At 36.6% G+C, this 24,653-nt stretch carries 22 protein-coding genes; 5 read left to right on the top strand and 17 right to left on the bottom strand.

All coding sequences use genetic code 11. The features are described from left to right. Positions 1-236: 236 nt before the first annotated feature. From BXY58_RS00825 to lepA, 4 genes are all read right to left on the bottom strand, one after another. Entirely contained in the window at positions 237-1,949 is a 1,713-nt protein-coding gene (locus tag BXY58_RS00825) for a M14 family metallopeptidase (protein WP_120211907.1), read from the bottom strand. Positions 1,950-2,043: 94 nt separating this feature from the next. Next, complete coding sequence (locus BXY58_RS00830; RefSeq protein WP_120211908.1) at positions 2,044-2,703, bottom strand: hypothetical protein; 660 nt, start codon at positions 2,701-2,703, stop codon at positions 2,044-2,046. Then, positions 2,700-3,767: a HipA domain-containing protein gene (locus BXY58_RS00835; RefSeq protein ID WP_120211909.1), complete on the bottom strand. Its 1,068-nt coding sequence runs from the start codon at positions 3,765-3,767 to the stop codon at positions 2,700-2,702. The genes BXY58_RS00830 and BXY58_RS00835 overlap by 4 nt, the downstream gene beginning before the upstream one ends. A gap of 11 nt (positions 3,768-3,778) precedes the next feature. Continuing rightward, positions 3,779-5,575 (bottom strand): translation elongation factor 4, encoded by a 1,797-nt coding sequence (gene lepA, locus BXY58_RS00840; protein ID WP_120211910.1) that lies wholly within the window; start codon positions 5,573-5,575, stop codon positions 3,779-3,781. 221 nt (positions 5,576-5,796) lie between these two features. On the opposite strand from lepA, the gene BXY58_RS00845 reads away from it, so the two are divergent. From BXY58_RS00845 to BXY58_RS00865, 5 genes are all read left to right on the top strand, one after another. Beyond that, a complete protein-coding gene (locus BXY58_RS00845; RefSeq protein WP_120211911.1) occupies positions 5,797-6,789 on the top strand; it encodes an outer membrane protein assembly factor BamD in 993 nt (330 codons plus the stop codon). A gap of 36 nt (positions 6,790-6,825) precedes the next feature. Next, positions 6,826-7,149 (top strand): DNA-directed RNA polymerase subunit omega, encoded by a 324-nt coding sequence (locus BXY58_RS00850; RefSeq protein ID WP_120211912.1) that lies wholly within the window; start codon positions 6,826-6,828, stop codon positions 7,147-7,149. Between the two features lie 95 nt (positions 7,150-7,244). After that, complete coding sequence (gene coaBC / locus BXY58_RS00855) at positions 7,245-8,435, top strand: bifunctional phosphopantothenoylcysteine decarboxylase/phosphopantothenate--cysteine ligase CoaBC (RefSeq protein ID WP_120211913.1); 1,191 nt, start codon at positions 7,245-7,247, stop codon at positions 8,433-8,435. Positions 8,436-8,529: 94 nt separating this feature from the next. Further along, entirely contained in the window at positions 8,530-9,435 is a 906-nt protein-coding gene (gene porD, locus BXY58_RS00860) for a type IX secretion system protein PorD (RefSeq protein WP_120212508.1), read from the top strand. Between the two features lie 38 nt (positions 9,436-9,473). After that, on the top strand, positions 9,474-11,123 hold the full coding sequence (locus BXY58_RS00865; protein WP_120211914.1) for a DNA repair protein RecN: 1,650 nt from the start codon (positions 9,474-9,476) through the stop codon (positions 11,121-11,123). Position 11,124: 1 nt separating this feature from the next. On the opposite strand, the gene BXY58_RS00870 is transcribed toward BXY58_RS00865, so the two are convergent. The 13 genes from BXY58_RS00870 to BXY58_RS00930 all read right to left on the bottom strand — a co-directional run bounded on the left by BXY58_RS00870 (position 11,125) and on the right by BXY58_RS00930 (position 24,638). After that, on the bottom strand, positions 11,125-12,645 hold the full coding sequence (locus BXY58_RS00870; protein ID WP_120211915.1) for a GH3 auxin-responsive promoter family protein: 1,521 nt from the start codon (positions 12,643-12,645) through the stop codon (positions 11,125-11,127). A 60-nt stretch (positions 12,646-12,705) separates the two neighbouring features. Beyond that, on the bottom strand, positions 12,706-13,635 hold the full coding sequence (locus BXY58_RS00875) for a helix-turn-helix transcriptional regulator (protein WP_120211916.1): 930 nt from the start codon (positions 13,633-13,635) through the stop codon (positions 12,706-12,708). Positions 13,636-13,737: 102 nt separating this feature from the next. Then, on the bottom strand, positions 13,738-14,085 hold the full coding sequence (locus BXY58_RS00880) for a helix-turn-helix domain-containing protein (RefSeq protein ID WP_120211917.1): 348 nt from the start codon (positions 14,083-14,085) through the stop codon (positions 13,738-13,740). A gap of 351 nt (positions 14,086-14,436) precedes the next feature. Then, positions 14,437-15,474, bottom strand: coding sequence for a patatin-like phospholipase family protein (locus BXY58_RS00885; protein WP_120211918.1), 1,038 nt, complete (start codon positions 15,472-15,474; stop codon positions 14,437-14,439). Positions 15,475-15,591: 117 nt separating this feature from the next. Then, entirely contained in the window at positions 15,592-16,092 is a 501-nt protein-coding gene (locus tag BXY58_RS00890; protein WP_120211919.1) for a M15 family metallopeptidase, read from the bottom strand. A 121-nt stretch (positions 16,093-16,213) separates the two neighbouring features. Next, positions 16,214-17,044 carry a T9SS-dependent choice-of-anchor J family protein gene (locus BXY58_RS00895; RefSeq protein ID WP_120211920.1) on the bottom strand — a complete coding sequence of 277 codons (831 nt, stop codon included), beginning with the start codon at positions 17,042-17,044 and terminating at the stop codon, positions 16,214-16,216. An 83-nt stretch (positions 17,045-17,127) separates the two neighbouring features. Next, positions 17,128-17,772, bottom strand: a complete 645-nt coding sequence (locus BXY58_RS00900; protein ID WP_120211921.1) for a 50S ribosomal protein L25/general stress protein Ctc — start codon at positions 17,770-17,772, stop codon at positions 17,128-17,130. 45 nt (positions 17,773-17,817) lie between these two features. Further along, a complete protein-coding gene (locus BXY58_RS00905) occupies positions 17,818-18,756 on the bottom strand; it encodes a ribose-phosphate pyrophosphokinase (protein WP_120211922.1) in 939 nt (312 codons plus the stop codon). Between the two features lie 195 nt (positions 18,757-18,951). After that, positions 18,952-19,362, bottom strand: a complete 411-nt coding sequence (locus BXY58_RS00910; protein ID WP_120211923.1) for a BrxA/BrxB family bacilliredoxin — start codon at positions 19,360-19,362, stop codon at positions 18,952-18,954. A 260-nt stretch (positions 19,363-19,622) separates the two neighbouring features. Beyond that, the gene (locus tag BXY58_RS00915; protein ID WP_120211924.1) at positions 19,623-20,069 is read right to left on the bottom strand and encodes a GatB/YqeY domain-containing protein; all 447 of its coding nucleotides are present in this window, start codon (positions 20,067-20,069) and stop codon (positions 19,623-19,625) included. Between the two features lie 89 nt (positions 20,070-20,158). Further along, positions 20,159-22,063 carry a cell division protein FtsZ gene (gene ftsZ, locus BXY58_RS00920; protein ID WP_120211925.1) on the bottom strand — a complete coding sequence of 635 codons (1,905 nt, stop codon included), beginning with the start codon at positions 22,061-22,063 and terminating at the stop codon, positions 20,159-20,161. Positions 22,064-22,101: 38 nt separating this feature from the next. Next, positions 22,102-23,487 (bottom strand): cell division protein FtsA, encoded by a 1,386-nt coding sequence (ftsA, locus tag BXY58_RS00925; RefSeq protein ID WP_120211926.1) that lies wholly within the window; start codon positions 23,485-23,487, stop codon positions 22,102-22,104. Between the two features lie 122 nt (positions 23,488-23,609). Beyond that, complete coding sequence (locus tag BXY58_RS00930) at positions 23,610-24,638, bottom strand: cell division protein FtsQ/DivIB (protein ID WP_120211927.1); 1,029 nt, start codon at positions 24,636-24,638, stop codon at positions 23,610-23,612. Positions 24,639-24,653 lie beyond the last annotated feature (15 nt).

The raw sequence follows: 24,653 nt of genomic DNA on the forward strand, positions 1-24,653 counted from the left end.
TTCAGAGTTTTGAACTCTGAAAGGATTTTTATAATAATTTTACCAAAAATAGGAAGTTTTTGGTTAATGGCAAGTGGAAAGGTTGGGAAGGTTGGTTGTGATTGGAAATTTTGTAGATTTGATTTTTAATTTCGTTTATGAAAGAGAACGCTAATCAGATTTTCAAGTTTAATTGATTGTGAAAAACTTCGTTTAAAAAAGATTGGAAGCGGAAGGCGAAATAAGCAGCCCAAATTTTAATTAACCCTAAAAATCGGATAAAGACGATGCGTCTTTTCGTAATAGTCTGAATGTTTGTAAACCCAATCCAACTGTGCCTGTCCGTCTTCTGCCAATTTTGGATTAATGGATTTTTCCATTTCGAAAGCGGTTTTCAAAGCCTTGTTGTCTTTCAGAAGTTTGCTTGCTGTATCTTCGAAAACATAAGCCGAATAATATTCTTTCTGACCAAGAATTGCATCAAAGAAATTCCAGTTGAAGTAAGAATCCACTGCTTCCGGCTCCAAAGTTTCTAACAGAAATTTCACGCCCTCCTGATTGAGCGGAATGAGAAAATCTCCGGCTCGGAATTTGGTTTTTCCGGATTCTTTGGTCACAAATGTGTCGTAATGCAGATAATGACCTTCGTAAGGATTCGGAACGGTTTTGAAATCTTTGATTCTGTACTGCTCCACCACAATCGTAGAATCCTGTTTTATCGGCGTCATTTTGATTTGGTTGAGTTTCAGCAAATCAATGATTTTCCATTCAGATTGTGGAATGACGTAATATTTTGGAATCGTGATTTCTTTTGCCGGAACGTAAGTATTATAAAACTTGACAGGCTTTGAAAATTTGACATTCCTGTCGTACCAAAGTCTGTTTTTTCCGGAAATATCGCTTGGTTTATATTTAGCTTCGAAACCTTTGAAATCAATCGTTTCATATTTTGTAGAATCAAGCTTCCAGTCTAAAGCGTATCGGCTTCCGACTCTGTATTGTCTAAGATTTTCGACTCTTTTCTGCTGAATGGCTTTGTAATTTTCATCAATATAATTCAGGTTGTCAACCATATAATCGTAAGTGACTTTCACACGGTCTTTGTAAGGTTTCAACATATGCGTTTCCACAACCGTCCCGATAGAATTGAACAAAGTCGTGTAACCCGTCGCATATCTCGGAGAATCCACAAAAGCAGGAAAACCGTCATCCGGAACATCCCCGTGAATATTGACATAAGGAACGGAAATCACTCCTTTTTTCTCCATATTCTTGAGAAGTGTCTTTTGCATTTCGTCATTGAAATAATTGCCGAGAACATTTCCCAAACGTTCTTTGTTCGTGGAAATATAAGTGAAGGTATATTGATAATCTGCGCCGTTGCTAACGTGATTATCAATAAAAACATCAGGCTTCAACCACTGGAAAATCTGTTGGAAACTTCTGGAGTTTTTAGAATCAGTTTTGATGAAATCTCTATTCAAATCATAATTTCGAGCATTGCCACGGAAGCCATATTCTTCCGGACCGTTTTGATTAGCTCGGGAAAAACTTCCCCGGTTCAACATTCCGCTGACGTTGTAACTTGCAATGGCTGCGAAAATTACATTCTTCGGAGCTTTGATTTTTCCGGTTGCCAAATCTCGCATCAACATCATCGTCGCATCGATTCCGTCTGGTTCGCCTGGATGAATACCGTTATTCACAAACAAAACCGATTTTCCTTTTCTGGCTTCATCAAAATTTTTCCCAGATGGATTGAAAATCACAACATCAATCGGAGCGCCGTTATCATCTTCGCCTTGGATTTCATAACTGATTGATGGATACTGTTTTGATAATTCTAGATAGAATTTTCGCATCTCGTCAAAAGTTGTGGTTTGATTGCCGTTCCCTTTTTCGTAAGGTGTGAGGATTTGAGAATAACCGAAAATAGAAATTAGGATGAATAGGATTGAGAGATTTTTCATAGTACAAATGTAGAAAACTCGAGATTTACTAAAACAAAAATCCACAGAAAATTCTGCGGATTAATTATAAATTATGAATCTTTAAAAGATTTAGTTATTCAAAAGTAACTTTTATAAAAACTTTTTTTAAAACTCCATTTTTTTCAATTGAGTGTACTATTACTTTAGGTTTATATTTAGTGTGATAAAAGACTCTGCTATTAATCAATTTAACATATCCTAATTTAATATCGTCTTTATATAATGCGACAGCATATTTATCATAGGAATTGTCTTTTTCTAAAACAGATCTTAAAACATCTCCTTCATTTACTAAAGTACTTTCAATTTTAGTTGTTGACAACCCCGAAATTTCGGTGATAAAGCAAAGGTCTTTACGTGGATAAAAGTCTGCTAAAAATTCAAAATTATCTGTAGGAACAAGCCCTTGAGTCTTCGCCAATAGATAAAACGTATCATCTCTTTTACCAGGTTCAATCATCCAAAAATCATAGAAAAATTTGGAATCATTTCTTTCATTTTTAATCAACCTATGACCAAATATATCTAATACATTTGAATTATAAACTTTATTGACATCAGGAAAACCTTCGAAAAGAAGAAATCCACTCTTCTTAGCTTTTTCAACTCCTTTCTTAAGGTACTTAAATACAACCCCTTCTGATGAATTTTTTTTTATTATTCCAATCGGAATTCTACTTCCTCCTCTACCTGTTCTCCAAGTTAAATATATATTTTTAATTGATTTTTTCATAATAAAGAGAGCAGTTTTTTAATACGTAAATCTACAATTTTTCCAATTACTTCTTTCCTATCGTTTGTTAATTTATAGTCCTTACAAAAATCAGGCAAACTATCATCTATTTTATTTATTACTTCTTTTAAAGATTTTATATTATATATTTCTCTAATTTCTCTCAGCTTATTTGTGATTAAATCTTTATGCAAGGGCAACAAATTTTTTACAAGTTGGAAATGATTTATTTTGTTCCCCTCCCAATGAATTTCTGATTTACCTTTGTTAACGTACCTTTCTATTAATAAATCATCATTATTCATTTTAATAATTTCTTCTTCTAATTTTTCTCTTCCGAGACAACAACCTGAATCATAAATAGGAGAAAATTTTGTACTATTATTATTATTAATTCTTATAATACCAATATTCTTTCTCCTATTTTCTATCTCTTCTTTTCTTTTATTAATAAATAAATTTTTAACCTTTTCTACTAAATTCGATTCCGTAGTATTTTCTAATTTTCTTAAATCTTTTTCACTAACAGGAATTTCTATATATTCTCTTACAAATCCCCAATTTTCTTGATGACGATCTGAATTTCCAATAATGCAGTCGAATATAATTACATCAATCAAAGACGGAAGATGCATATCAATTTTATGATGAACTAAAGCTCTATTAATAAATTGAAATGTATAATTTTTTTTATCATTGACAGGGTCATAATTGGGTGAATATCCTTTTAGATAGGTAATTCCTTCTGTAAGTCTTTCTTTTTTTTCGTCGATCATTGACTTTGACAAACATCCTATTTTTTGAATATGATTAGAGTCATAGCCAATATTATAATCAAGCATATTAAATCCTAATAGTCGACCAATTTTAGAAGATATTATTTCAGACCAAAATTCCAAAGGATATCTTATGCTTCCGTCCGGAGCTTCTTTTGAACCCTTGAAATAAAAAATTTCCTCCTTATCATTTAAGGAAATAAATTTAGCTCTTGTGCCTCCTGTATTTACAAAATTCCTTTTTTGCCATAATGTAACGTCTGTAAAAGAAGGAATTAGATTTTGCATTAGAATATTATTTAGTCATTCAGCTTCAAAACCGCCATAAACGCTGACTGTGGAACCTCTACTCTACCAATCTGCTTCATCTTTTTCTTACCTTCTTTCTGTTTCTCAAGAAGTTTACGCTTTCTGGAAATATCACCTCCGTAACATTTGGCAGTAACATCTTTTCTTAACGCTTTGATGGTTTCTCTGGCGATAACTTTTGTTCCCAACGCCGCCTGAACAGCAATATCAAACTGTTGTCTCGGAATCAGCTCACGAAGTTTTTCACACATCTTTTTACCTATGTGATAAGCGTTGGAATCGTGAATCAAAGAAGACAAGGCATCCACCATATCGCCGTTAATCAGGATATCCATCTTCACCAACTTAGAAGCTCTGAACCCGATTGGATGATAATCGAAAGACGCATAACCTTTGGAAATAGATTTCAGTCTGTCATAGAAATCGAAAACAACCTCAGCCAAAGGCATATTGAAAATCAGTTCAACTCTTTCAGAGGTTAAATAACTTTGGTTCACGATCTCGCCACGCTTTTCGATACAAAGTGTCATTACAGAACCTACGAAATCCGATTTTGTAATGATAGAAGCCTTGATAAAAGGTTCTTCTACACGGTCCATTATCGATGGATCCATCATTTCTGACGGGTTATTGATTAAGATTGGAACTTCCGGCTCTTTTTTAGAATAACCAAAATAAGATACGTTCGGAACTGTCGTGATCACATTCATATTGAATTCTCTATCCAAACGTTCCTGGACGATTTCCATATGCAACATCCCCAGGAATCCGCACCGGAACCCGAAACCAAGAGCCGCCGAGCTTTCCGGTTCGAAAACCAAAGAAGCGTCATTTAGTCTTAATTTTTCAAGAGAGAATCTTAATTCTTCAAAATCCTCAGAATCGATTGGATAAATCCCCGCGAAAACCATTGGTTTCACTTCCTCAAAACCTTCAATTGGCCCGGCAGCAGGCTTGTTAAAAGAAGTGATTGTATCTCCAACTTTGACTTCACGAGCATCTTTGATACCCGAAACCAAATAGCCTACATCACCACATTCAACCGTTTTCTTCGGAACTTGTTTTAATTTTAAAGTTCCAACTTCATCAGCTCCATATTCTTTTCCTGTTGCGAAGAATTTGATTTTCTCGTTTTTAGTAATGCTTCCATTCACAACTTTGAAATAAGCCTCAATCCCTCTAAACGGATTGTAAACCGAATCAAATATCAAAGCCTGAAGTGGAGCATTAGGATCTCCAACCGGTGCCGGAATCCTTTCAACAATTTGTTCCAATAAATGATGAACGCCTTCACCTGTTTTTCCAGACACTCTCAAAACATCTTCATATTCGCAACCGATAAGATTCATAATCTCGTCAGTCACTTCTTCCGGGTTTGCAGAAGGAAGATCAATTTTATTCAGAATTGGAATAATGGTTAAATCATTTTCCAAAGCCAAATATAAGTTACTGATTGTCTGTGCCTGGATACTTTGTGCTGCATCTACAATCAAAAGCGCTCCTTCACAAGCAGCAATAGAACGGGAAACCTCATAAGAAAAGTCAACGTGTCCCGGTGTATCAATCAGATTAAGAACAAATTTTTCTCCTTTATATTCATAATCCATCTGGATTGCGTGAGACTTGATCGTAATGCCGCGTTCTTTCTCAAGATCCATATCGTCCAGCGTCTGAGACTGCAATTCTCTCTGCGTGACGGTGTTTGTATATTCCAAAAGACGATCTGCCAATGTACTCTTACCGTGATCGATATGTGCAATGATGCAGAAATTCCTGATATTCTTCATTTATAATTCTTGTAATTTGCAAAAATACATTTTTTTGCCGGATGATGGAAGATGGATATTAGATGATTGAGATTATTGAAATTAATTTCTGCATCAATCGTCCTGTCTTTTCTATTATTACAATAAACGTTAATCTTTCATAAAAAAAAGAGAATGATGAAAAAAGTTTTATTTTTGCAAATTATTAATATTCAATATTTCAGAATATTCTGACAATTGCTATGAAGAAATATATTAGTTTGCTGATGATGTCGGTGGTTTTGCTGTCTTGCAAAACAGAAATGGATAGGGCAATGAAGAGCGCTGACAAAGAGTTTATCTTGAAGGTTGCCAACGAAAAATTTGCTAAAAAGAAATGGAGCGATGCGCTTGCTTTATATGACAGATTGCCTAATCTTGTAGCTGGTACAGATGATGCACCGAATGTGGTTTTCAATTCTGCATACGCTAACTATTACGATAAGAACTACAGGCTGGCTGCGAACCAGTTTAAAAACTTTGTCATCAGTTTCCCTCAAGATCCGAGAAAAGAGGAAGCCGCTTATTTTTCTGCACTTTGTTATTACGAGGGATCTTTGGATTACAATCTGGATCAAAGCAATACCGAATCTGCCATTACAGAATTACAGAATTTTATCAACGATTATCCGGATTCTGAACGCTCCAAAAACATCAGCCAGATGATTGATGAACTAGGCTACAAGCTTGAGTTCAAAGCCTTTGAAAACGCAAAGCAATATTACAAGATGGGTGAGTACAAAGCAGCATCTGTAGCTTTTGAAAATGTTTTGGAAGATTTCCCAGCGACTAAATTGAGACCTCAGATCTACGATATCATTATGAAATCCAAATACGAGTTGGCCGTCAACTCTATCTATGATCTCAAAAAAGAAAGACTGGATGCTGCTGCAGCTTATGCGAAAAGAGTGGCAACAGAAATTCCTAATACCGAATATGCGAAAACAGCCAACGATCTCTACACAAAACTGGAAGATGAAAAAGTAAAATTTGCAAAACTCCAAGTAGAAGTTGAGAAAAGAAAAGCAGAATATGAGGCTAAAGTAAAAAATGCTGAAGCCAAAGAAATGGAGAAAAAAGAACTGGCTCAGGAAAAAAACCAGCTGAATATGGAAAAGGCTGCAGAACAAACCAGAAGAGACAGCGCCAAGATCAATTCGCCTGAACCTCAAGCTACTTTCAAATTTAAAAGATAATTACTATATTTGCATTCTCAAAAATAATTTCGCCCAATGAGTGTTAAAGATACAAAAGCTGAAGTAAGCACAATCACTTACGACAAAGATAAAATCGAAGAAAAAGTTGGTAGCATCTACGAGGCTATCGTGATTATGGGTAAAAGAGCAGAACAGATCAATGCTGAGATCCGCTCTGAACTTCATGGAAAATTGGATGAATTTGCAGTTCACAATTCTACTTTAGAAGAAGTTTTCGAAAACAGAGAACAAATCGAAATCTCTAAGCATTACGAAAAACTTCCAAAACCAACTTCTATCGCTCTTAAAGAATGGTTAGAAGATGAAATCTATTTCAGAAAAACTGAAGAAAAGAAATAATCTGCTGATTACAATATAAAAACCGTCTTGCTTATCGAGACGGTTTTTTTGTTTCTAAAATTATTAATACTTTCGTTAATAAAAATCAAAGCAAAATGAGCTTGCAAGGCAAAAAACTGATCTTAGGAATTACCGGCGGAATTGCTGCTTACAAAATGAATTATCTCGTTCGGGAACTCATAAAAGCCGGCGCCGAAGTCAAAGTTATTTTGACCAAATCTGCCGAAGATTTTGTTTCGCCACTGACATTCTCAACGCTTTCTAAGAATAAAGTTTACACCGGTTTTTACGACGACAACAAAACCTGGAATAACCATGTAGAACTGGCACTTTGGGCAGATCTCATTCTGATTGCGCCTTGTACCGCCAACACGCTTGCCAAAATATCCTACGGACTTTGCGACAATTTTTTGATGGCTGTTTATATGTCCGCAAAATGTCCTGTAGTTATTGCTCCTGCAATGGATCTCGATATGTATGTGCATCCAACAGTGACCAGAAATTTACAAACTGTGGAAAGTTTCGGGCATCAGATAATTCCTGCAGAATATGGTGAGCTGGCTAGCGGACTGGTTGGACAAGGAAGATTAGCTGAGCCTGAAACGATTTTTAAATTTATTCAAAATCAATTTGATTCTGAGCAAAATTTTGCCGGAAAAAAGTTCCTGATCACCGCTGGCCCGACCTACGAAAACATTGATCCTGTAAGGTTCATCGGCAATCACTCTTCTGGCAAAATGGGATTTGATCTCGCAAAGGAAGCCGCCAGAAGAGGCGCCGAAGTTATTTTGATTTCCGGTCCATCTTCTCAGAAAGTTGAGGACAAAAAAATTACACTTCATAAAGTTACCTCAGCACAGGAAATGTTTGATGAAGTTTTTAAATATTATGACAACATCGACGTGGCCATAATGAGCGCTGCGGTTGCAGATTATACCCCAAAAGTCAAAGCCACAGAAAAAATCAAGAAAAACGAGAACGAATTAACTATACAACTGGTTAAAAATCGAGACATTCTCCGAACGATGGGCGAGAAAAAGACACATCAGTTTTTGGTCGGCTTTGCACTTGAAACCCAGAATGAAGAGGAAAATGCGAAAGGAAAATTAGTCAAGAAAAACCTGGATATGATTGTCCTTAACTCTCTAAGAGATGAAGGTGCGGGCTTTGCCAATGCTACTAACAAAATCAAAATTTTCACCCCCGCTGAAGAGCAATCTTTTTCATTGAAATCCAAAGAAGAAGTCGCCCAAGATATTTTGAATTTTGTTGCGCAGAAATTGTAAGAAAAACAATTGCTTTTCCGTTATGATTTTATAAGGATTTTAGATGTCTATCTTTGGCAAAGATTCCTTATTTTTACAAACATTTTTATTTGGAATGAAAAAACTACTTTATATAATTTGTGCTTTACTTTTTGCTCAAACAGCATATTCTCAGGAGCTTTTGGCCACTGTACAAATTAACAGCCAACAGATTGCGGGAAGTAACACACAGGTTTTCAGAACTCTGGAAAAATCTTTGCGTGACTTCATCAACAATACAAGCTGGACGGGGAAAAAGCTTCAAAATTTTGAAAAGGTAAAGTGCAATTTTGCTTTGGTTATCTCGGAACGTCCAAGTAACAATACCTTCAAAGGATCACTGGTGGTTCAGGCGACACGTCCGGTTTTTAACTCTCAATACGAGACCCCTTTGATGAACATCAACGATACGAATTTCACTTTCGAATATAATGAAAATGAGAATCTTATATTCAATGAGAGACAATTCTCCGGTAAAAACCTTATCGATGTCATCAGTTTTTACATCTATGTGATTTTAGGTTATGATGGAGACAGCTTTCAGCTCAAAGGCGGACAGCCCTGGTTTGACAAAGCATTCAAAATTGCTCAAAACTCCCAGAATCAAAATTATGAAGGTTGGAACGCCATCGAAAGTCAAAGAAACAGAGGTGCGCTGATCTCCGGACTTCAAAACGAAAATACATCTACGCTGAGAACGGTTTATTACAGCTACCACAGATCCGGGCTGGACAATCTGGCTAAGCAGGACCAAAACCCGGCAAAAAAAACCATCGCAGAATCTTTGTTGCAATTAAAATTCTATGAGAATAATTTCCAGATGAATTATCCTTTCAATGTTTTTCTGGATACCAAAAGCACGGAGATTTTCAACATTTTCAATACAGGCGCCAACACTTCTGTCAACATCAGCGAGCTTAGAACAATGATGAGCACCTTCGCTCCAAAAGATATTGATACCAAATGGGACAAATGGAAATAATAATTTTTAATTCCTAATTATTAATTGTTACTTTCATTATGTTGTCAAGGATTTTTATACAGAATTTCGCCTTAATTGACCGGCTGGAAATCGATCTCAAAAATGGGCTGCAAGTCATTACCGGAGAAACAGGCGCGGGAAAATCCATTATTCTCGGCGCGCTCCGCTTGATTATGGGAGAAAGAGCCGACGTGAAATCTTTTGCTAAATCTGATGCTAAAAGTATCGTAGAAACCGAGTTCCAAATCACTGAAAACTTCAAAGTTTTTTTTGAAGAAAATGATCTGGATTACGAAGCACAATCCATCATCCGAAGAGAGATTCTCCCAAACGGAAAATCCCGGGCTTTTATCAACGATGTTCCCGTAACACTGGATATTCTGAAAGAATTGTCATCAAAACTGATTGATATCCATTCCCAATTTGAAACGTCTAATCTTTTTACCGAGCAATTCCAATTTGGAATTCTGGACGGATTGGCAAAAAATAAAACGTTATTAGCTGATTATCAAAGTCAATATTTCGGTTATCAAAATACAAAACGAGAGATTGAGCAACTGAAATCTGCGCTGGCTGAGAATAATAAGGAATCTGATTACAAGAACTTTTTGTTGGCTGAATTGGAAGAAGCCCAACTTGAAAATATTGATTTTGAGGAATTGCAAAATCAGCTGAATACTCAGGAAAATGCAGAACAAATCAGTGAACAGCTTTCTCAAAGCCTTTCAAAACTTAATCAGGAAGATTTCGGAATTTTAAGCAGTTTGTTTGATGTTAAAAATAAGATGCAGAAATTGTCCGAATTATCTTCTGAATATGAAGAAATTAGCCAACGTTTGGAAGCTTCTTATCTTGAACTTAAGGACATTAATGCCGAGATAGAAAGCAAGGCTGACAATCTTGAGATCAATCCGGTTTTGCTTCAACAATTGTTGACATCCATTAATAAAATCAATGCACTGTTTCTGAAACATCAGGTTGATAGTATTGAGGGATTATTAAAGATAAAAGAAGAATTATCTTCCAGTCAAAGTTCTCTCGAAACGATCGAAATCCAAATTGAAGAGAAAGAAAATCAGCTTAAATTAATAGAAGCTCAATTGGCTTCTTTGAGTAAAAAACTCTCTGAAAACCGAATTAAATTTTCCGGAAATTTAGAAAATAAAGCCAAAGAAATTTTCGCTCAATTAGGTTTGGAAAAGGCCATTTTAAAGATTGATTTGTCAGATTCTGCAACTTACAATCTTCACGGGAAAAATAATATTCAGATTTTGTTTCAGGCTAATTCCGGTTTTCCTTTGAAACCAATCCAAGGAGCAGTTTCCGGAGGAGAACGTTCCAGAGTCATGCTGGCCATCAAAAAAATAATGGCTGAGAATAATGCGCTTCCGACTTTAATCCTTGATGAAATTGACACTGGTGTTTCCGGAAGAATTGCCGAAGAAATGGGAAAACTGATGAAGGAAATGTCGCAGGATCTGCAACTCATCGTGATTACGCATCTTGCACAAGTTGCAGCCAAAGGAAACCAGAATTATAAAGTGGTGAAATTTGATGAAAATGGAATTACCAAAACTACGATTGTAGAGCTTTCAGAAGATGACAAACTGAATGAAATTGCACAGCTGATTTCCGGTTCAAAAATTACCGAGGCTGCGATTTCTCAGGCTAAGGAATTGATTGGATAATTTATTGTTGTTGATTCAGCTCCAACAAAGGATCGATATATTCTCTATCGTTGCTCAATCTCGGAACTTTGTTTTGTCCGCCCAATTTTCCTCGGCTTGCCATCCATTCATAAAATAAATTAGGCTTCGCAGTATGAATGATTGGTTTTCTCAACGTAATATCATTGTAACGTTTCGCCTCGTAATCGGAATTCAAAGTTTTGAGCGTTTTGTCAAAAACTTCGGTAAATTCATCAATACAACTTGGTTGTTTGGTAAATTCGAAAATCCATTCGTGACAACCCTTACTATTATTGGTCATAAAAACCGGAGCACCTGTATAATCAGAAATACTCGCATTGAGGTTTTCACAAGCTATCTTAAGTGCAGTTTCCACATTATCAATCATCAATTCTTCTCCAAAAGCGTTGATGTAATGTTTGGTTCTGCCGGAAACTTTAATTCGGTAAGGTTTGATGGATGTGAACTTAACCGTATCGCCAATCAGATAACGCCAAAGTCCACCATTAGTCGTGATGACAACTGCGTAGTTTTTATTGATTTCCACTTCAGAAATTGGGATAGCGTTTCTGCTTCCGGAATAATATTCGTCCATTGGAATGAATTCGTAGAAAATACCGTAATCTAACATCAGTAACATCTCATCGCTTCCAGCCTGATCTTGTATCCCGAAAAAACCTTCCGAAGCATTGTAGATCTCATAATATCGGATGTCTTTCCCAATGATATCTTTATATTGATTTTTATAAGGCTTAAAGCTAATTCCACCGTGGAAAAAGACTTCTAAATTGGGCCAGAGTTCTCCGATGTTATTTTTGCCAGTCTCTTGCAATGTCCTTTGCAAAAGTACCATCATCCAGCTCGGAACGCCCGTTAAGCTTCCCACATCTTCGTTCTTCACCTCACTAATGATTGCTTTCATCTTACTTTCCCACTCGGACATCAACGACGTTTTTTTACTCGGTGTATTGATAATCTCTACCCAGAAAGGAAGATTCTCAATCAGAATCGCCGACAGATCTCCGAATTTCGTATTGAAATCCCGATAGATTTCAGCACTTCCTCCCAGTCTGAGGTTTTTGTGTTGGAACAGTTCACTTTCCGGATGATTGTTCACATAGAGCGCCACCATATCTTTCCCAGCCTTGTAATGGCAATCCTCAAGACTCTCTGTTGTAATCGGGATATATTTGCTTTTGGCATTGGTTGTTCCGGAAGATTTGGCAAACTGCTTTATCACTCCGGGCCAGAAAACATCTTTGTGTCCTTGTCTAGCTCTTTCTATGTAAGGTTCGAAATCCTCATAACAAACAATAGGAACTTTTCTCTGAAAATCTTTATAATTGGCAATGGTACTGAAGCCATACTTCTGTCCATATTCGGTTTCTTCTGCATGGAAAAGCTGAGAAAACAAAAGCCCTTCCTGCGTTTCCACAGGATACTTTATAAAATGTTCAATCTGATCCATCCGCTGAAGGATAAACCAATTGACGACCGTATTAAAAAGTGCTTTCGTTGCCATTCTTCACAAATATAATAAATTTTGAGAATGGAAAAGAGATTGATGAATCGAAACCAGAAATTATTGATCTGATGCCGAATCGTCGTACTGCTGAATTGACTGCTTCAGTGTTTCTTTGATCTTCTCTATTAGGCTTTTAGGTTGAGTCACTTTAACCTGATTTCCATAAGATAAAATCTCCTGTATAAAATCATAAGTCGGATAGAGATCATAGGTAAAATAAACAGATTTTTCCGTTTCCTTCTCGATCTGCTGGGAATGATGAAGCGGCGAGCTCTTGAGATATTCTGCCTGCTCTTTGGTAGACTTGATGACGACTTTTTCCGGCTCCTCTTCCAGATTCATAATTCCGAAAGCATTTTTGAAGTGGTCCTTCAAATTAAATCGCTGCTGAAGTTTGAAGCCAGCTTTGCTAACCTCCAAATCACTAATACGGTCTAAGCCGAAAGCTTTCAACTTCTCATCTTTGGTATCCAGAGCAATGAGATACCAACGGTCTTTGGATTCTTTGAGAGCATACGGATGAACCTTTCTGGAAGTGATACTTTGATCTTTATATTTGAAATGTTGGAACTCCAGAATTCTCTTGTTCCTGATAGCAAAAAGCAGGTCATAAAAGTTCTGAATACCTCTGGGCGTTCGTGTTTCCGGATAAACAAACTGTGCAAGATCGGGCTGGGAGTTGACGGCATTCATAATCTGGAAAGATTCTAACAGACGCTGATTATACTCGTCGACTTCCATTACCGGGCGGCTCTCTATATAATACCTGTTATCGCCTTTTTTCTTGTTATGAATATCAAAATTGAAAAGATTTGCGATGTCCTTGATATCTCTCTGCAAAGTTCGAATGGAATAGCTCACAATGTTGGCATCCTGAAACTCAAAAGAGTTAAGGAGATAGGATTCTATCTCTGGATAGGTTGCCGGTGAACGCTCCAGTCTCTTGATGATGAGGGCATATCTGGTTAAATAGAAATCTTTTTTCATTGATGGTTCTAAGGATATTTCGTTTTTAAGTTTTGTTACACAAATATAAATTCTAAATGCGACAAAAGGTGTCGTGTTTTGGATTTGTGGATAAGTTTTGTGTTACTTTTTCTCCAACAACTGGGCGGTCAACGCTTTGAGTTCTTTGTATGGAATGTTTGCTAAAGAATCTTTTATACTTGCTTGGGAAGTCTCTTCTTTTCTCAGATTATTGAGTGGATGTGTCTCGGAAAGAATCGTTTGAGAGTCTGGAGTGTAGGATAGTAAATCATTGGGCTCGCAGATGAGGACCCTGCAAAGCAGTTCTATATGGTCTAAGCGAAAGACGCGGGTCTTGCTGCTGAGAATGTTATGGGCTGTTGCGCGGGAAATGCCGGCTTTTACAAGATAGGTATATGGTCTTTCTATGCCGCGGGCTTCGAAGATGGGTTTGAGGTTGAGATTTAGCATTGTGTGTTTTTGTTTAAAGATAGTAAGATTGTTTTATATGTTGATCATTGTTTTGGTTTTTGGTATCCCATTATTGCAAATGAAAATAAAAGTGATGAAAGTGAAAACTAAATTGATGTAATGGAAAATAATATTGAGACAATATAAAATTATATCGACATTATGTAAAACAAAGTTGATGTAAGTGATAATAGAGTTAAGGGAATGGAAAATATTTATGTGAGAATGGAAAACAACATTGTAATAAATGAAAACTAAGACGTTACAATGTAAAATAGACATATCCTAAATTACACTTTTCTATAAATCAAAGATATCTTGCAGTGGCACCAAAACTCGTCATGATAAAATTTATATTTTATTTTTAATTAATTTTTCAGCGATTTGATTCAGCAATTCATTGTTCTCTTCCACATAACACAAACCTGCCTGTATCAAGGCTTCAATGTTTTTCTTCTTGACATTATCCATCTCAGGCGAAGCGGTTTTCAAGGAAGGATTGATTCTGTAATAATTCTGCCTGTTTCGTTTTCCCAAAGTCATAAACATTTGGTTCAATTGATAATCCACGGTCTCTGCATTGGCAGAAAGTAGAATATCAATGATTGGTTCTATCCAGGCTAGTTTACCAGCATTTTTATATTTATTAATGCGATAAGATTTCATTTCGGCACCAGTTCCCAGAGAAACGATCATCATATCATTCACTGTAGGATAATTGGGTTTTTCACGATTTTCAAATAGATCTGCAAAGGGAATTTTTCTGGCTTCTGCATAAGCACATAGAGCGGGATTATTGGCAAACATTCCGCCATCTATCAAACTAAAATTCTGTCCATAAGAAGACCTGATCTGAGCCGGAGAAAAATATGTTGGTGCCGCTGAAGTAGCTCTGCAAATATCTTTGACAAGAAAGTTCTGCTGGCTTTGCTTAGCATTGATTGTATTGAAGAGTTTTGCTTTTCTATTCTCGATATCGTAGCTGGTAATGAGCGAAGGTTTTATAAAATCTTTAAGTTCCAAATCTCCAAAAAAATCACTCAATTGTCTTTCCAAATTGTCCTGCGAAATTTTCTCACTAAACAAACCAAATGGATTAAAAAGATTTTCCCATAAAGAAACAGTGAAGATGTCTTCGCCTTTTTCCGTATAAAGTTCAAATGCTTTTTTGATGGAATATTTGGCTTTTTTATTGTCATCCGGATAAAGAAGAACAGAGGCTAGGATCCCGCCTGTACTGCTTCCCGCAATCATATCAAAATAATCTCCGAGCTTGGCATTCGGATGATCTTTTTGTTGTAAAATTTCTTCGAGATAGCGGAGAATGATGCAGGAAATAATTCCCCGGATTCCGCCACCGTCTAATGAGAGTATTGTGATCTTTTTCATCTGTAAAATATTATTGTTTTAAATGCCAGATGAAACGTTGTCCGTTCCATTTGCTTCGATTTGATATTACAAATGTAGATGCGGGTAGCGACAGAACTCGACGTGATAAAATTGAATTTAAAAAATAATATAACCTGCTTTATCCTTCGGAAGCTTGATGAGATTTCTCCAGTTGATTTCCAGTTCTCCTTTTTTAGTTTTAAGCAGTTTCTTTTCAAAATGAGGAAGATCTTTGAATGTTTTCCAGTTGCCGCCCCAATCCCAGCCATTTTTTGCGAAAATCTTAACACACTCATACCAATCCGCAATCTTATCATTATCCCAATCTTTTGCGGTATCCCAGCTGGCTGTTTTACCATCAATCATAAGACAGATATCCACGGCTAATCCATAGTTATGAATGCTTTGTCCTCCTTTTGCATTGGTTACTTTTTTGCCGGGTTTTGTTCTTCCGATGGCATAGAGTTTTTCCTGTTCTTCAAAACTTCTCAAGCCTTGTGTAATTCGGATTTTTGCTCTTCCAGTAAGTGCCAGATCACATTCTCTGATAATATTAGTTACCTCATCTCGAACCGATGGGTGAAGTTTCTGAATTCTTTGTTGAGTAATATTGTCCATAATCTAATATATTTATGAACAAATCTAAAATTAGGGAACGCCAAAGCTTGACGTAATAAATTAATTCAAATAAAAAAGAATCCCTTAAAAAGGGATTCTTAGTATATCATTAATAAAAAAACTATTTTTTAACAATTTTTTTGCTTATGATCCCTGATTTAGTTTCGATAGAAACAGTATAAATTCCTTTTTCAAGATTAGAAACATCGAATTTATTATTTACAGATTCAAAATTAGATTTTATCATTTTTCCTGATAGATCATAAATATTAACACTCACAATATCACTTATATCACTAATTGTAAAATAATCTGCTGTAGGGTTAGGGTATAAGATCAAATCTTTTTTGTTAACCTCATTGACGGCAATCAATGGAGTAATAAATACATCAATATCGTCAATACTAAGTAGGTTTCCATTTGTATAATCATTTACCCAAGCTAAGTAAATAGTTTTTCCAGCATAACTAGATAAATTAACACCATATGGCTCAGTTTGCTCTGAAATAGAAACATTAGGAGCGTGATCTATGATCTGAATATTATTAAAAGATTCTTTTGCTGTATTGGTTGTAGAAATTTTTAGTTTGAAACCGTCATTATAGGGACTTGTGTCGTGAGATCTTGCAAAAAATGAGAGAATAGCAGCATCATTCGAGGGCAGGGTAATTGGTGGCGAAATCAACCATCTATCTGCTTGTGTTACAGATGTAAACCAAGATGGAGAAGAAGCGACGTGGTTACCACTCTCTACTTCCCAATTCACAATATTCCAAGCATTTGGAAACAATGTAGCGTAGGTACCGTATGGTGTATTGCTATCATTATACATAACCCAACCTGCATCCTGTAGAGAAGTTATTTCTTCAAAGCTTTCTTTGTAAATGGAAACACTTGCCTGACCACTTGCCAGTAGTGAAGCGAATAAAATAGAGAATAAAAGTTTTTTCATAGTTAAAATTATTTATTGATATAAAGATAAAAAAAAAGCCGCAGGAAATTCCTACGGCTTGTATATCAATAATAATTGATTAATTATTCTGCTGAAGTTGCTTCTGGCGTAGCTTCTGCTGCACCTTCTGTTCCTTCTACTTCGTCATCATCGTCATCTGCTGCAGATGCTCCTCCTTTCATTGCATTTCTAGACATCTTAACAGCTACAATAACTGCATTATCTGGGTGCATAAAAGTATAAGAATCATTTTTAAGAGCCTCAACATAGAATTTGTTACCAATTCTCAACGGTGTTACGTCAACAACGATTTCATCTGGCAAGTTTGCAGGAATCGCTTTTACTTTCAATTTTCTGAAAGTTTGTCTAAGAACACCACCAGCAACAACACCTCTTGAACGACCAGTGATTCTTACAGGAACTTCCATAATTACCGGCTTGTCGTCTGATAATTGATAGAAATCCACGTGTAGGATTCTGTCTGTGATCGGGTGAAATTGGATATCCTGAAGAACAGCAGGAATTGTTTGTCCGTCAACCTCAATAGATACCGTGTGTGCTTCAGGAGTATATACCAAACCTTTGAAAGATTTTTCTTCAGTAGAAAAATTCAACGGCTCTTTGCCTCCGTAAACAACACAAGGAACTAATTCAGCATCACGTAAAGCTTTTGTAGACTTTTTGCCCACGCTTTCTCTTTTTGTACCTTGAATTGTAATTGATTTCATTATAAAATGATTAAAATTTGAGGTTGCAAATATATAATTTTTTTCTTAGATAATGAATTTATCACTAATTGATTTGTGTTCGTGTACGCTATTCATCACATCAGCAAATAAGGATGCGCAGGAAAGCACCTTTATTTTGGAGGATTTATCCGTTTTTTGAGGGATAGAATCTGTTACTATAACTTCTAATAATTTAGAATTTTCGATATTTTCATAAGCTTTACCCGAAAGAACGCCGTGTGTTGCCATTGCTCTTACAGATCTCGCTCCTTTTTCCATTAAGATATCCGCTGCTTTACAAAGTGTTCCAGCCGTGTCAATCATATCATCAATAAGAATCACATTTTTATCCTTAACATCCCCAATCAGAAACATCTCTTCAACCACATTGGCTTTTTTTCTTTCCTTATAACAGATCACGACATCCGCGCCCAGATGACCTGCATAGTTTTTCGCTCTTTTTGCCCCGCCCATATCCGGTGATGCGATGGTAAGATTATCCAAATTAAGTGACTGAATATAGTCCACGAAAATAGTAGAAGCATAAAGATGATCTACAGGAATCTCGAAGAAACCCTGGATCTGATCTGCATGGAGATCCATCGTCATAATTCTTGTAGCGCCTGCAGCTGTTAAAAGATTGGCAACTAACTTTGCTCCGATTGGTGCTCTCGGTTTATCTTTTCTGTCTTGTCTTGCTAATCCGTAATAAGGAATCACCACTGTGATATTTTTGGCAGATGCTCTTTTAGCCGCATCGATCATTAATAACAATTCCAAAAGGTTGTCTGCCGGAGGAAAGGTGGATGCGATAAGAAAAACCCGGCTTCCTCTTACAGATTGTTCCAAAACCGGCTCAAATTCTCCGTCGCTGAAATGCTGAATATTGATTTTTCCCAGTGGCTGCCCATAGCACTGAGCAATTTTTTCTGCCAACTCGTGGCTGGTTCTCGTAGAAAACAAATAACTTGCTTGATCTGACATTTTTACTTTTTTGCAAATTTAAAAAATAATGAAAAGCCTGAAAGTCAATTTATGAACTTTTCATCGATTCTTTTTCGGCAGTTATTAATCAAATGTCCGTCAACTGCCTTTAACATTGGCTTTAACTCACGTCAGCCGACTGATTATTTCATAAAAAAAACCAGAACATTTCTGTTCTGGTTCTGTGTATTTGGATTAGCAATACTCATCGAAAGCGGCCTGAAGGTTCGCAGCAATTGCGCCTGCAGGATTACCCTCGATGTGGTGTCTTTCTAACATATGCACCAACTCACCATCTTTGAAAAGTGCCACAGCTGGCGAACTTGGTGGAAAAGGCGCTAATAATTTTCTGGCTTCTGCAACGGCTTCTGTATCAAAACCTGCGAAAGCGGTCACCAAATGGTCTGGCTTTTTCTCACCTGTCAAAGAGTACAAAACGCCTGGTCTTGCTGCCCCTGCCGCACATCCGCAAACAGAGTTGATAACTAATAAAGTGGTACCGCTTTGCTTAAGCGCTTCGTCAACTTGTGCTGGCGTTGTAAGGTCTTCAAAACCTTTATCTGTAAGTTCTGCCTTCATTGGCAATACTAAATCTGCTGGATACATATTAAATATATTTTAGGTTAATTCGAATTGCAAATTTAATCAAATAATATTTTGATTATCTGATCAATCATTCTATTAAAATTATACCAAATATCTATTGCGCCATTTTGACTGAAATTTCAAAATAAAAACCTCGAATCCGAAAATCCGAGGCTTTAATCAAATCGATATGCAAATTAAGTATATCCTTTTTAGTTTGGAAGATGGAGGATGGATGTCGGAAGAAAACTTCCCGCATGTGACTTTCCGCTTCCAGCAATTTAGGAAAGTAGCTTCTTAACCATTTCGGAAATGCTCTTTCCGTCTGATTTTCCGGCTAATGCTTTAGAAGCAACGCCCATTACTTTTCCTAAATCTTTTAGAGATTCTGCTCCGGTTTCAGAAATAATTCTCTTGATTTCTGATTCCAATTCTTCTGCAGACAATTGTTTTGGAAGAAATTTCTCAATCACTTTGGACTGTGCTTCTTCCACTTCAGCAAGGTCTGTTCTTCCCTGGGCCATAAATTGCTCATAAGAATCTTTCCTCTGTTTGATCATTCTTTGCAAAATCGCAATCTCTTGTTCTTCTGAAACTTCAGCACCTCTGGCTTCGGTTTGTAGTAAAAGAATCTGCGCTTTCACTGCACGAAGAGAATCCAGAGCCACACGGTTTTTTTCTCTCATCGCCGTTTTTATGGCTTCGCTTATTATAGTTTCTAAACTCATTTTAATAATTTTAAAATGTGTTAATGTGTTAATTTGACAATTGCAATTCGAAAATCATCTCATTATCAAATATTCACATTATCACATTATTAATCTACATCTTTATTAAGAAAACGGTTTTCTCTCAGTTGCATACTTCCGTTATTATCAGACAAATAAGTGTTGATATTCTGGTCTGATGCATTAGAACCATCGATATTGATGTTCTTTCTCTTGAAAGCCGGAACTGTTTCAAAAACATTCTCATTATCCAATTGCTGGTAACGGGAATTGAACTCTCTCAACTTGTTTCTTCTTTCCATAGCTTTTGAAGAATCCGGAGTTTTGTTGAAAAACGTAAATCCACTTTCAGTTTCCTGAACTGGTTCAGATTTTTTCTCTTCTACAATTTCTTCCTTAGTTTCTACAGCGAAAGAAAATCTTGTTGGTTCTTCAACTTTTTCTTCGATGATGTCGTTAACGATTTCTTCTCTGACTGGAGTTTCTTCAATTACCGAATCTTTGATTTCAGAAATAACTTGTTTTTCAATTACCGGAAATTCTTCTTCAACGGCAGGCTCATTGATTGTGAAAGTTACTTCAACAGGCTTCTCGATTTCCTCTTCTTTGAAAGATGCTTTTGGCTTGTCTTCTACTTCGAAAGAAAAAGATTGCGCTTCCAAATCTACTTCTTCATAACTCTCTTCCTCGAAAGTGAAAAGGTTGTATTCTTGTTTTCCGTTATTAGAATTATAATCATTTGAGAAATCCATGATTTCCTCGTTTTCGATGATTTCGATTTCTGTCATTGGCTCTTCTACAAGACTTTCCGCAACCGAATTAGTTGGGAAATTAGAAGTTCCAAAATCGTCATCATCTTCTAAACGAAAAAAATTCTTTCCCGATTCTGTCTGATGTTTAGTTTCTTCCTGAGCTCTGCTTTTGAACGGAGATTCTCTATGTCTGGAAGGACTTGGTCTGTCTTCCAAAGAATATTTAATAGTTTCAGTTACACCAGAATGTTTTTTGTTGTCGTTTGAAAAACCAGTTGCAATTACCAAAACGCTTACTGCATCGCCTAATTCTTCATCAGAACCAACTCCAAAAATAATGTCAGCCGTGTTTCCAGCTTCCTTCTGGATGTGGTCCATAATCACTCCGATTTCGTCCATTGTTACCTCAGTCGCACCACTTCTAATTAACAATAGAACATTTTTTGCACCGGTGATTTTGTTATCATTCAATAACGGAGAATCCAATGCTTTTTTAACCGCTTCTTCCGCTTTGTTTTCACCACTAGCGATTCCAGTTGACATCAATGCAGTTCCGGAATTAGCCAATACAGATTTCGCATCACGGAAGTCAATATTAACATCAAAATAACCTGTAATCACTTCTGCCATTCCTTTTGCAGCGTTGGTCAAAACTTCATCGGCTTTTGAGAAACCTTGTTTGAAACCAAGGTTTCCGAATTGCTGTCTCAATTTATCATTATTAATGACAATTAAAGAATCAACATTATTTCTCAATTTTTCCAAACCTAATTCAGCCTGGTCCAATCTTCTTTTTCCTTCAAAACTAAAAGGTACGGTTACGATTCCAACAGTCAGAATCCCCATTTCCTTAGCCACTTTTGCAATCACAGGTGCAGCACCGGTTCCGGTTCCGCCGCCCATTCCGGCTGTGATGAAAACCATTTTGGTGTTCTGTCCCATTGATGCTTTGATATCATCAATGCTTTCAATAGCCGCTTTTTCGCCAACTTCCGGGTCAGCGCCTGCGCCAAGGCCTTCGGTCATTGTTACGCCCAACTGAACTTTGTTAGCAACAGGATTGTTATCAAGTGTCTGTGCATCGGTGTTGCAAATCACGAAGTCCACTCCATAAATTCCTTTCTCGTACATATGCTTCAAAGCGTTGTTTCCGCCGCCGCCAACACCGATTACTTTAATAATTGAAGAATTGCCTTTTGGTAAATCAAATGAGAATCCCTGTGTATTATTTATATTATCCATTGTATTAATTTTTCAAATTTAAAAATGACTGATAGCAATTATTCTTCAACTTCCTCGAAGAATTTTTTCACTTTGTCTAAAATCGACTGACCAAAAGTCGGTTTGTTTCTTCTAGCTTCTTCTTTTGGTTTTGCAACTTCTTCTATCTGCTGAATCTGTTGGGGTTTCTCAACTTCGGTAGTTGGCTGAGGTGCAACCGGTTCTGCTTTTGCTACAGCTTCTTCGATAATCTCTTCTTCTTCTGTTGGAAGGATTTTTTTATCTCTGATTTTAAGACTTTCCATCAATAAGCCGATCGACGTTGCAAATTCCGGTCCTTTCAGATATTGGTTTTTGTCATTCGCTACATATTCATTAGCAAAACCAATTCTGCTGTCGAAACCTGTAGTGTAATTTGCTAACTGACGAAGGTTTCTCAAGTTGGAACCACCACCAGTCAAAACGATTCCTGCAATCAGTTTTTTCTTTTGTTCGAATGCGCCGTAAGCTTTCAATTCAGTATTTACCATTTCAAGAATTTCTTCAACTCTTGCATTGATAATCTGAGCCAAAACTTTCAATGAAATCTCTTTGTCCGGACGGCCGTGCAATCCTGGGATTGTCACGTAAGTACTGTCTTTTTCCAATTCCGGAACAGATGAACCGAACTTCACTTTCAGTTGTTCTGCATGTTTCTCGATGATTGAACATCCTTCCTTAATATCATCGGTGATAATTCCACCACCGTAAGGAATCACGCAAGTATGTCTAATGATGTTGTCTTTAAAAATTGCGATATCCGTAGTTCCACCGCCGATATCAACAATCGCAACACCAGCTTCTTTTTCTTCTTTTGTAAGAACTGCTTCAGACGATGCCAAAGGTTCCAAGGTCAAAGCTTCCATTTCCAGACCAGCTTCGCGAACACATCTGGCAATATTTCTGATAGAACCCATCTGTCCCACAACAACGTGGAAATTAGCTTCTAATCTTTTGCCGTGCATCCCGACCGGTTCTTGGATTTCGCCTTCAGAATCTACTTTGTATTCCTGAGGCAAAACGTGGATGATTTCTTCGCCAGGCAACATCACCAATTTCTTCACCTGGTCTTTTAGTTTCTCGATATCATCTTCCGTGATGTATCTATCCGGATGCTCTCTCATGATGTAATCCGAATGCTGGAGAGAACGGATATGTTTTCCTGCAATCCCGACAGTTACCTTGTGGATAGGAACGCCAGCGCTGGATTGCGCTTCTGCAACTGCAGTTTTGATGGAATTGATAGTTTGGGAAATGTTGTTCACGATTCCTTTGTGAACACCAAGACTTTTAGCCTTCCCAACGCCCAGGATTTCGATTTTCCCGTGAGCGTTACGTCTTCCGACAATGGCGACAATCTTAGTTGTCCCAATGTCCAGACCTACTGAATACTCTTGATTTTCCATTATATGCTCGATTTGATTTTTTTAATTTTTAACGCAAAGTCCGCAAAGTTTTGTTTTACCATTATTATGCTTTTAAGCTCGCAAAGGCTTTTTACTCAGCTAAGACTTTATTTATATCTAATTTATTCTACTACTACTTTTGCTTTTTTCTTTTTATCAGAAGACGATTTGGAAGTGGTTTCCTTTTTCTTTTCCGAAGATTTTTTCGGTTCCGGTTTCTTCTCTACTTTTTTAGGTTTGGAAGATTCCTTTTTTACTTCTGATTTTTTAGGTTCAGTTTTTTTTATTTCTTTTTTCGGTTCCGGTTTGGGCTCCGCTTTTTTAGTTTCTGTTTTTACCGGAACTGACGCTAATAATTGCGTCGGTTTTTCTTCCGGTTTTGTGATTTCAATTTTTGGTGCATTTCTCAGAATACTGTCGTTTTCTTTGAAATAAGGGTTCAGTGTTGTTACAATCTGGTTATTGTATTTAACCGAAATCTTTTTGTACTTATTCGGATTCTGATAAACCAGATATTTCTCTACAAAAGTTTTAAATCCTTTAACCTTGAAATCAATATTTTCTAAATCTCCAATCTCTACTTTGTAATTTCCGTCGCTCGTCAGAAGATTATAATTGTCTTTTTCCTTTTTGATTCCGATGAAATATTTTTTGCTGAAATCATCTTTGTCAATTTTCTCAATCAACTTTCCGAGTTCCTGATATTCCGAAGCTTCTACATCTCCCATTACGAGCATACACGGATAAGAAAAGTTTCTTGAAATCGGAAATTCAACACCTTTTTCATCCACATAAAAATCCTTTCCATTTTTATTCAATCGGAAAATCGGAATTCGTTGTTTGATATCAACATTCAGATTGCCATTTAGATTCATATAAACATTAGCACTATCGACAAATGGAATCTCATTAATCTTCTTCTCCAATTCCGGAATCTTAACATCGCCGATTTTCTTAGTCGGATTAAATTGTTTCACCAAATCTTTGATGTCCTTCTCATCCACAAAATAAACCGGTGTCTTGGTCTGGTTCATATTGATAGATACATTCTCCATCTTAGCGTTATTGAAACGCTTCAACGAGAAACTGAGCAGAAATCCAAAAAGGACCACTGTTACCAATATCTTCAATATTCTCCACTTATTTTTCATTCTCTATATCTCATT

The sequence above is a fragment of the Epilithonimonas arachidiradicis genome (genome assembly GCF_003610695.1).
In the GTDB taxonomy this organism is placed as follows: domain Bacteria; phylum Bacteroidota; class Bacteroidia; order Flavobacteriales; family Weeksellaceae; genus Epilithonimonas; species Epilithonimonas arachidiradicis.

Bases quoted from the DNA above. Each gene is read 5' to 3' on its own strand.
- BXY58_RS00825 (WP_120211907.1), bottom strand. From the start codon at position 1,949: ATGAAAAATCTCTCAATCCTATTCATCCTAATTTCTATTTTCGGTTAT.
- BXY58_RS00830 (WP_120211908.1), bottom strand. From the start codon at position 2,703: ATGAAAAAATCAATTAAAAATATATATTTAACTTGGAGAACAGGTAGA.
- BXY58_RS00835 (WP_120211909.1), bottom strand. From the start codon at position 3,767: ATGCAAAATCTAATTCCTTCTTTTACAGACGTTACATTATGGCAAAAA.
- lepA (WP_120211910.1), bottom strand. From the start codon at position 5,575: ATGAAGAATATCAGGAATTTCTGCATCATTGCACATATCGATCACGGT.
- BXY58_RS00845 (WP_120211911.1), top strand. From the start codon at position 5,797: ATGAAGAAATATATTAGTTTGCTGATGATGTCGGTGGTTTTGCTGTCT.
- BXY58_RS00850 (WP_120211912.1), top strand. From the start codon at position 6,826: ATGAGTGTTAAAGATACAAAAGCTGAAGTAAGCACAATCACTTACGAC.
- coaBC (WP_120211913.1), top strand. From the start codon at position 7,245: ATGAGCTTGCAAGGCAAAAAACTGATCTTAGGAATTACCGGCGGAATT.
- porD (WP_120212508.1), top strand. From the start codon at position 8,530: ATGAAAAAACTACTTTATATAATTTGTGCTTTACTTTTTGCTCAAACA.
- BXY58_RS00865 (WP_120211914.1), top strand. From the start codon at position 9,474: ATGTTGTCAAGGATTTTTATACAGAATTTCGCCTTAATTGACCGGCTG.
- BXY58_RS00870 (WP_120211915.1), bottom strand. From the start codon at position 12,645: ATGGCAACGAAAGCACTTTTTAATACGGTCGTCAATTGGTTTATCCTT.
- BXY58_RS00875 (WP_120211916.1), bottom strand. From the start codon at position 13,635: ATGAAAAAAGATTTCTATTTAACCAGATATGCCCTCATCATCAAGAGA.
- BXY58_RS00880 (WP_120211917.1), bottom strand. From the start codon at position 14,085: ATGCTAAATCTCAACCTCAAACCCATCTTCGAAGCCCGCGGCATAGAA.
- BXY58_RS00885 (WP_120211918.1), bottom strand. From the start codon at position 15,474: ATGAAAAAGATCACAATACTCTCATTAGACGGTGGCGGAATCCGGGGA.
- BXY58_RS00890 (WP_120211919.1), bottom strand. From the start codon at position 16,092: ATGGACAATATTACTCAACAAAGAATTCAGAAACTTCACCCATCGGTT.
- BXY58_RS00895 (WP_120211920.1), bottom strand. From the start codon at position 17,044: ATGAAAAAACTTTTATTCTCTATTTTATTCGCTTCACTACTGGCAAGT.
- BXY58_RS00900 (WP_120211921.1), bottom strand. From the start codon at position 17,772: ATGAAATCAATTACAATTCAAGGTACAAAAAGAGAAAGCGTGGGCAAA.
- BXY58_RS00905 (WP_120211922.1), bottom strand. From the start codon at position 18,756: ATGTCAGATCAAGCAAGTTATTTGTTTTCTACGAGAACCAGCCACGAG.
- BXY58_RS00910 (WP_120211923.1), bottom strand. From the start codon at position 19,362: ATGTATCCAGCAGATTTAGTATTGCCAATGAAGGCAGAACTTACAGAT.
- BXY58_RS00915 (WP_120211924.1), bottom strand. From the start codon at position 20,069: ATGAGTTTAGAAACTATAATAAGCGAAGCCATAAAAACGGCGATGAGA.
- ftsZ (WP_120211925.1), bottom strand. From the start codon at position 22,063: ATGGATAATATAAATAATACACAGGGATTCTCATTTGATTTACCAAAA.
- ftsA (WP_120211926.1), bottom strand. From the start codon at position 23,487: ATGGAAAATCAAGAGTATTCAGTAGGTCTGGACATTGGGACAACTAAG.
- BXY58_RS00930 (WP_120211927.1), bottom strand. From the start codon at position 24,638: ATGAAAAATAAGTGGAGAATATTGAAGATATTGGTAACAGTGGTCCTT.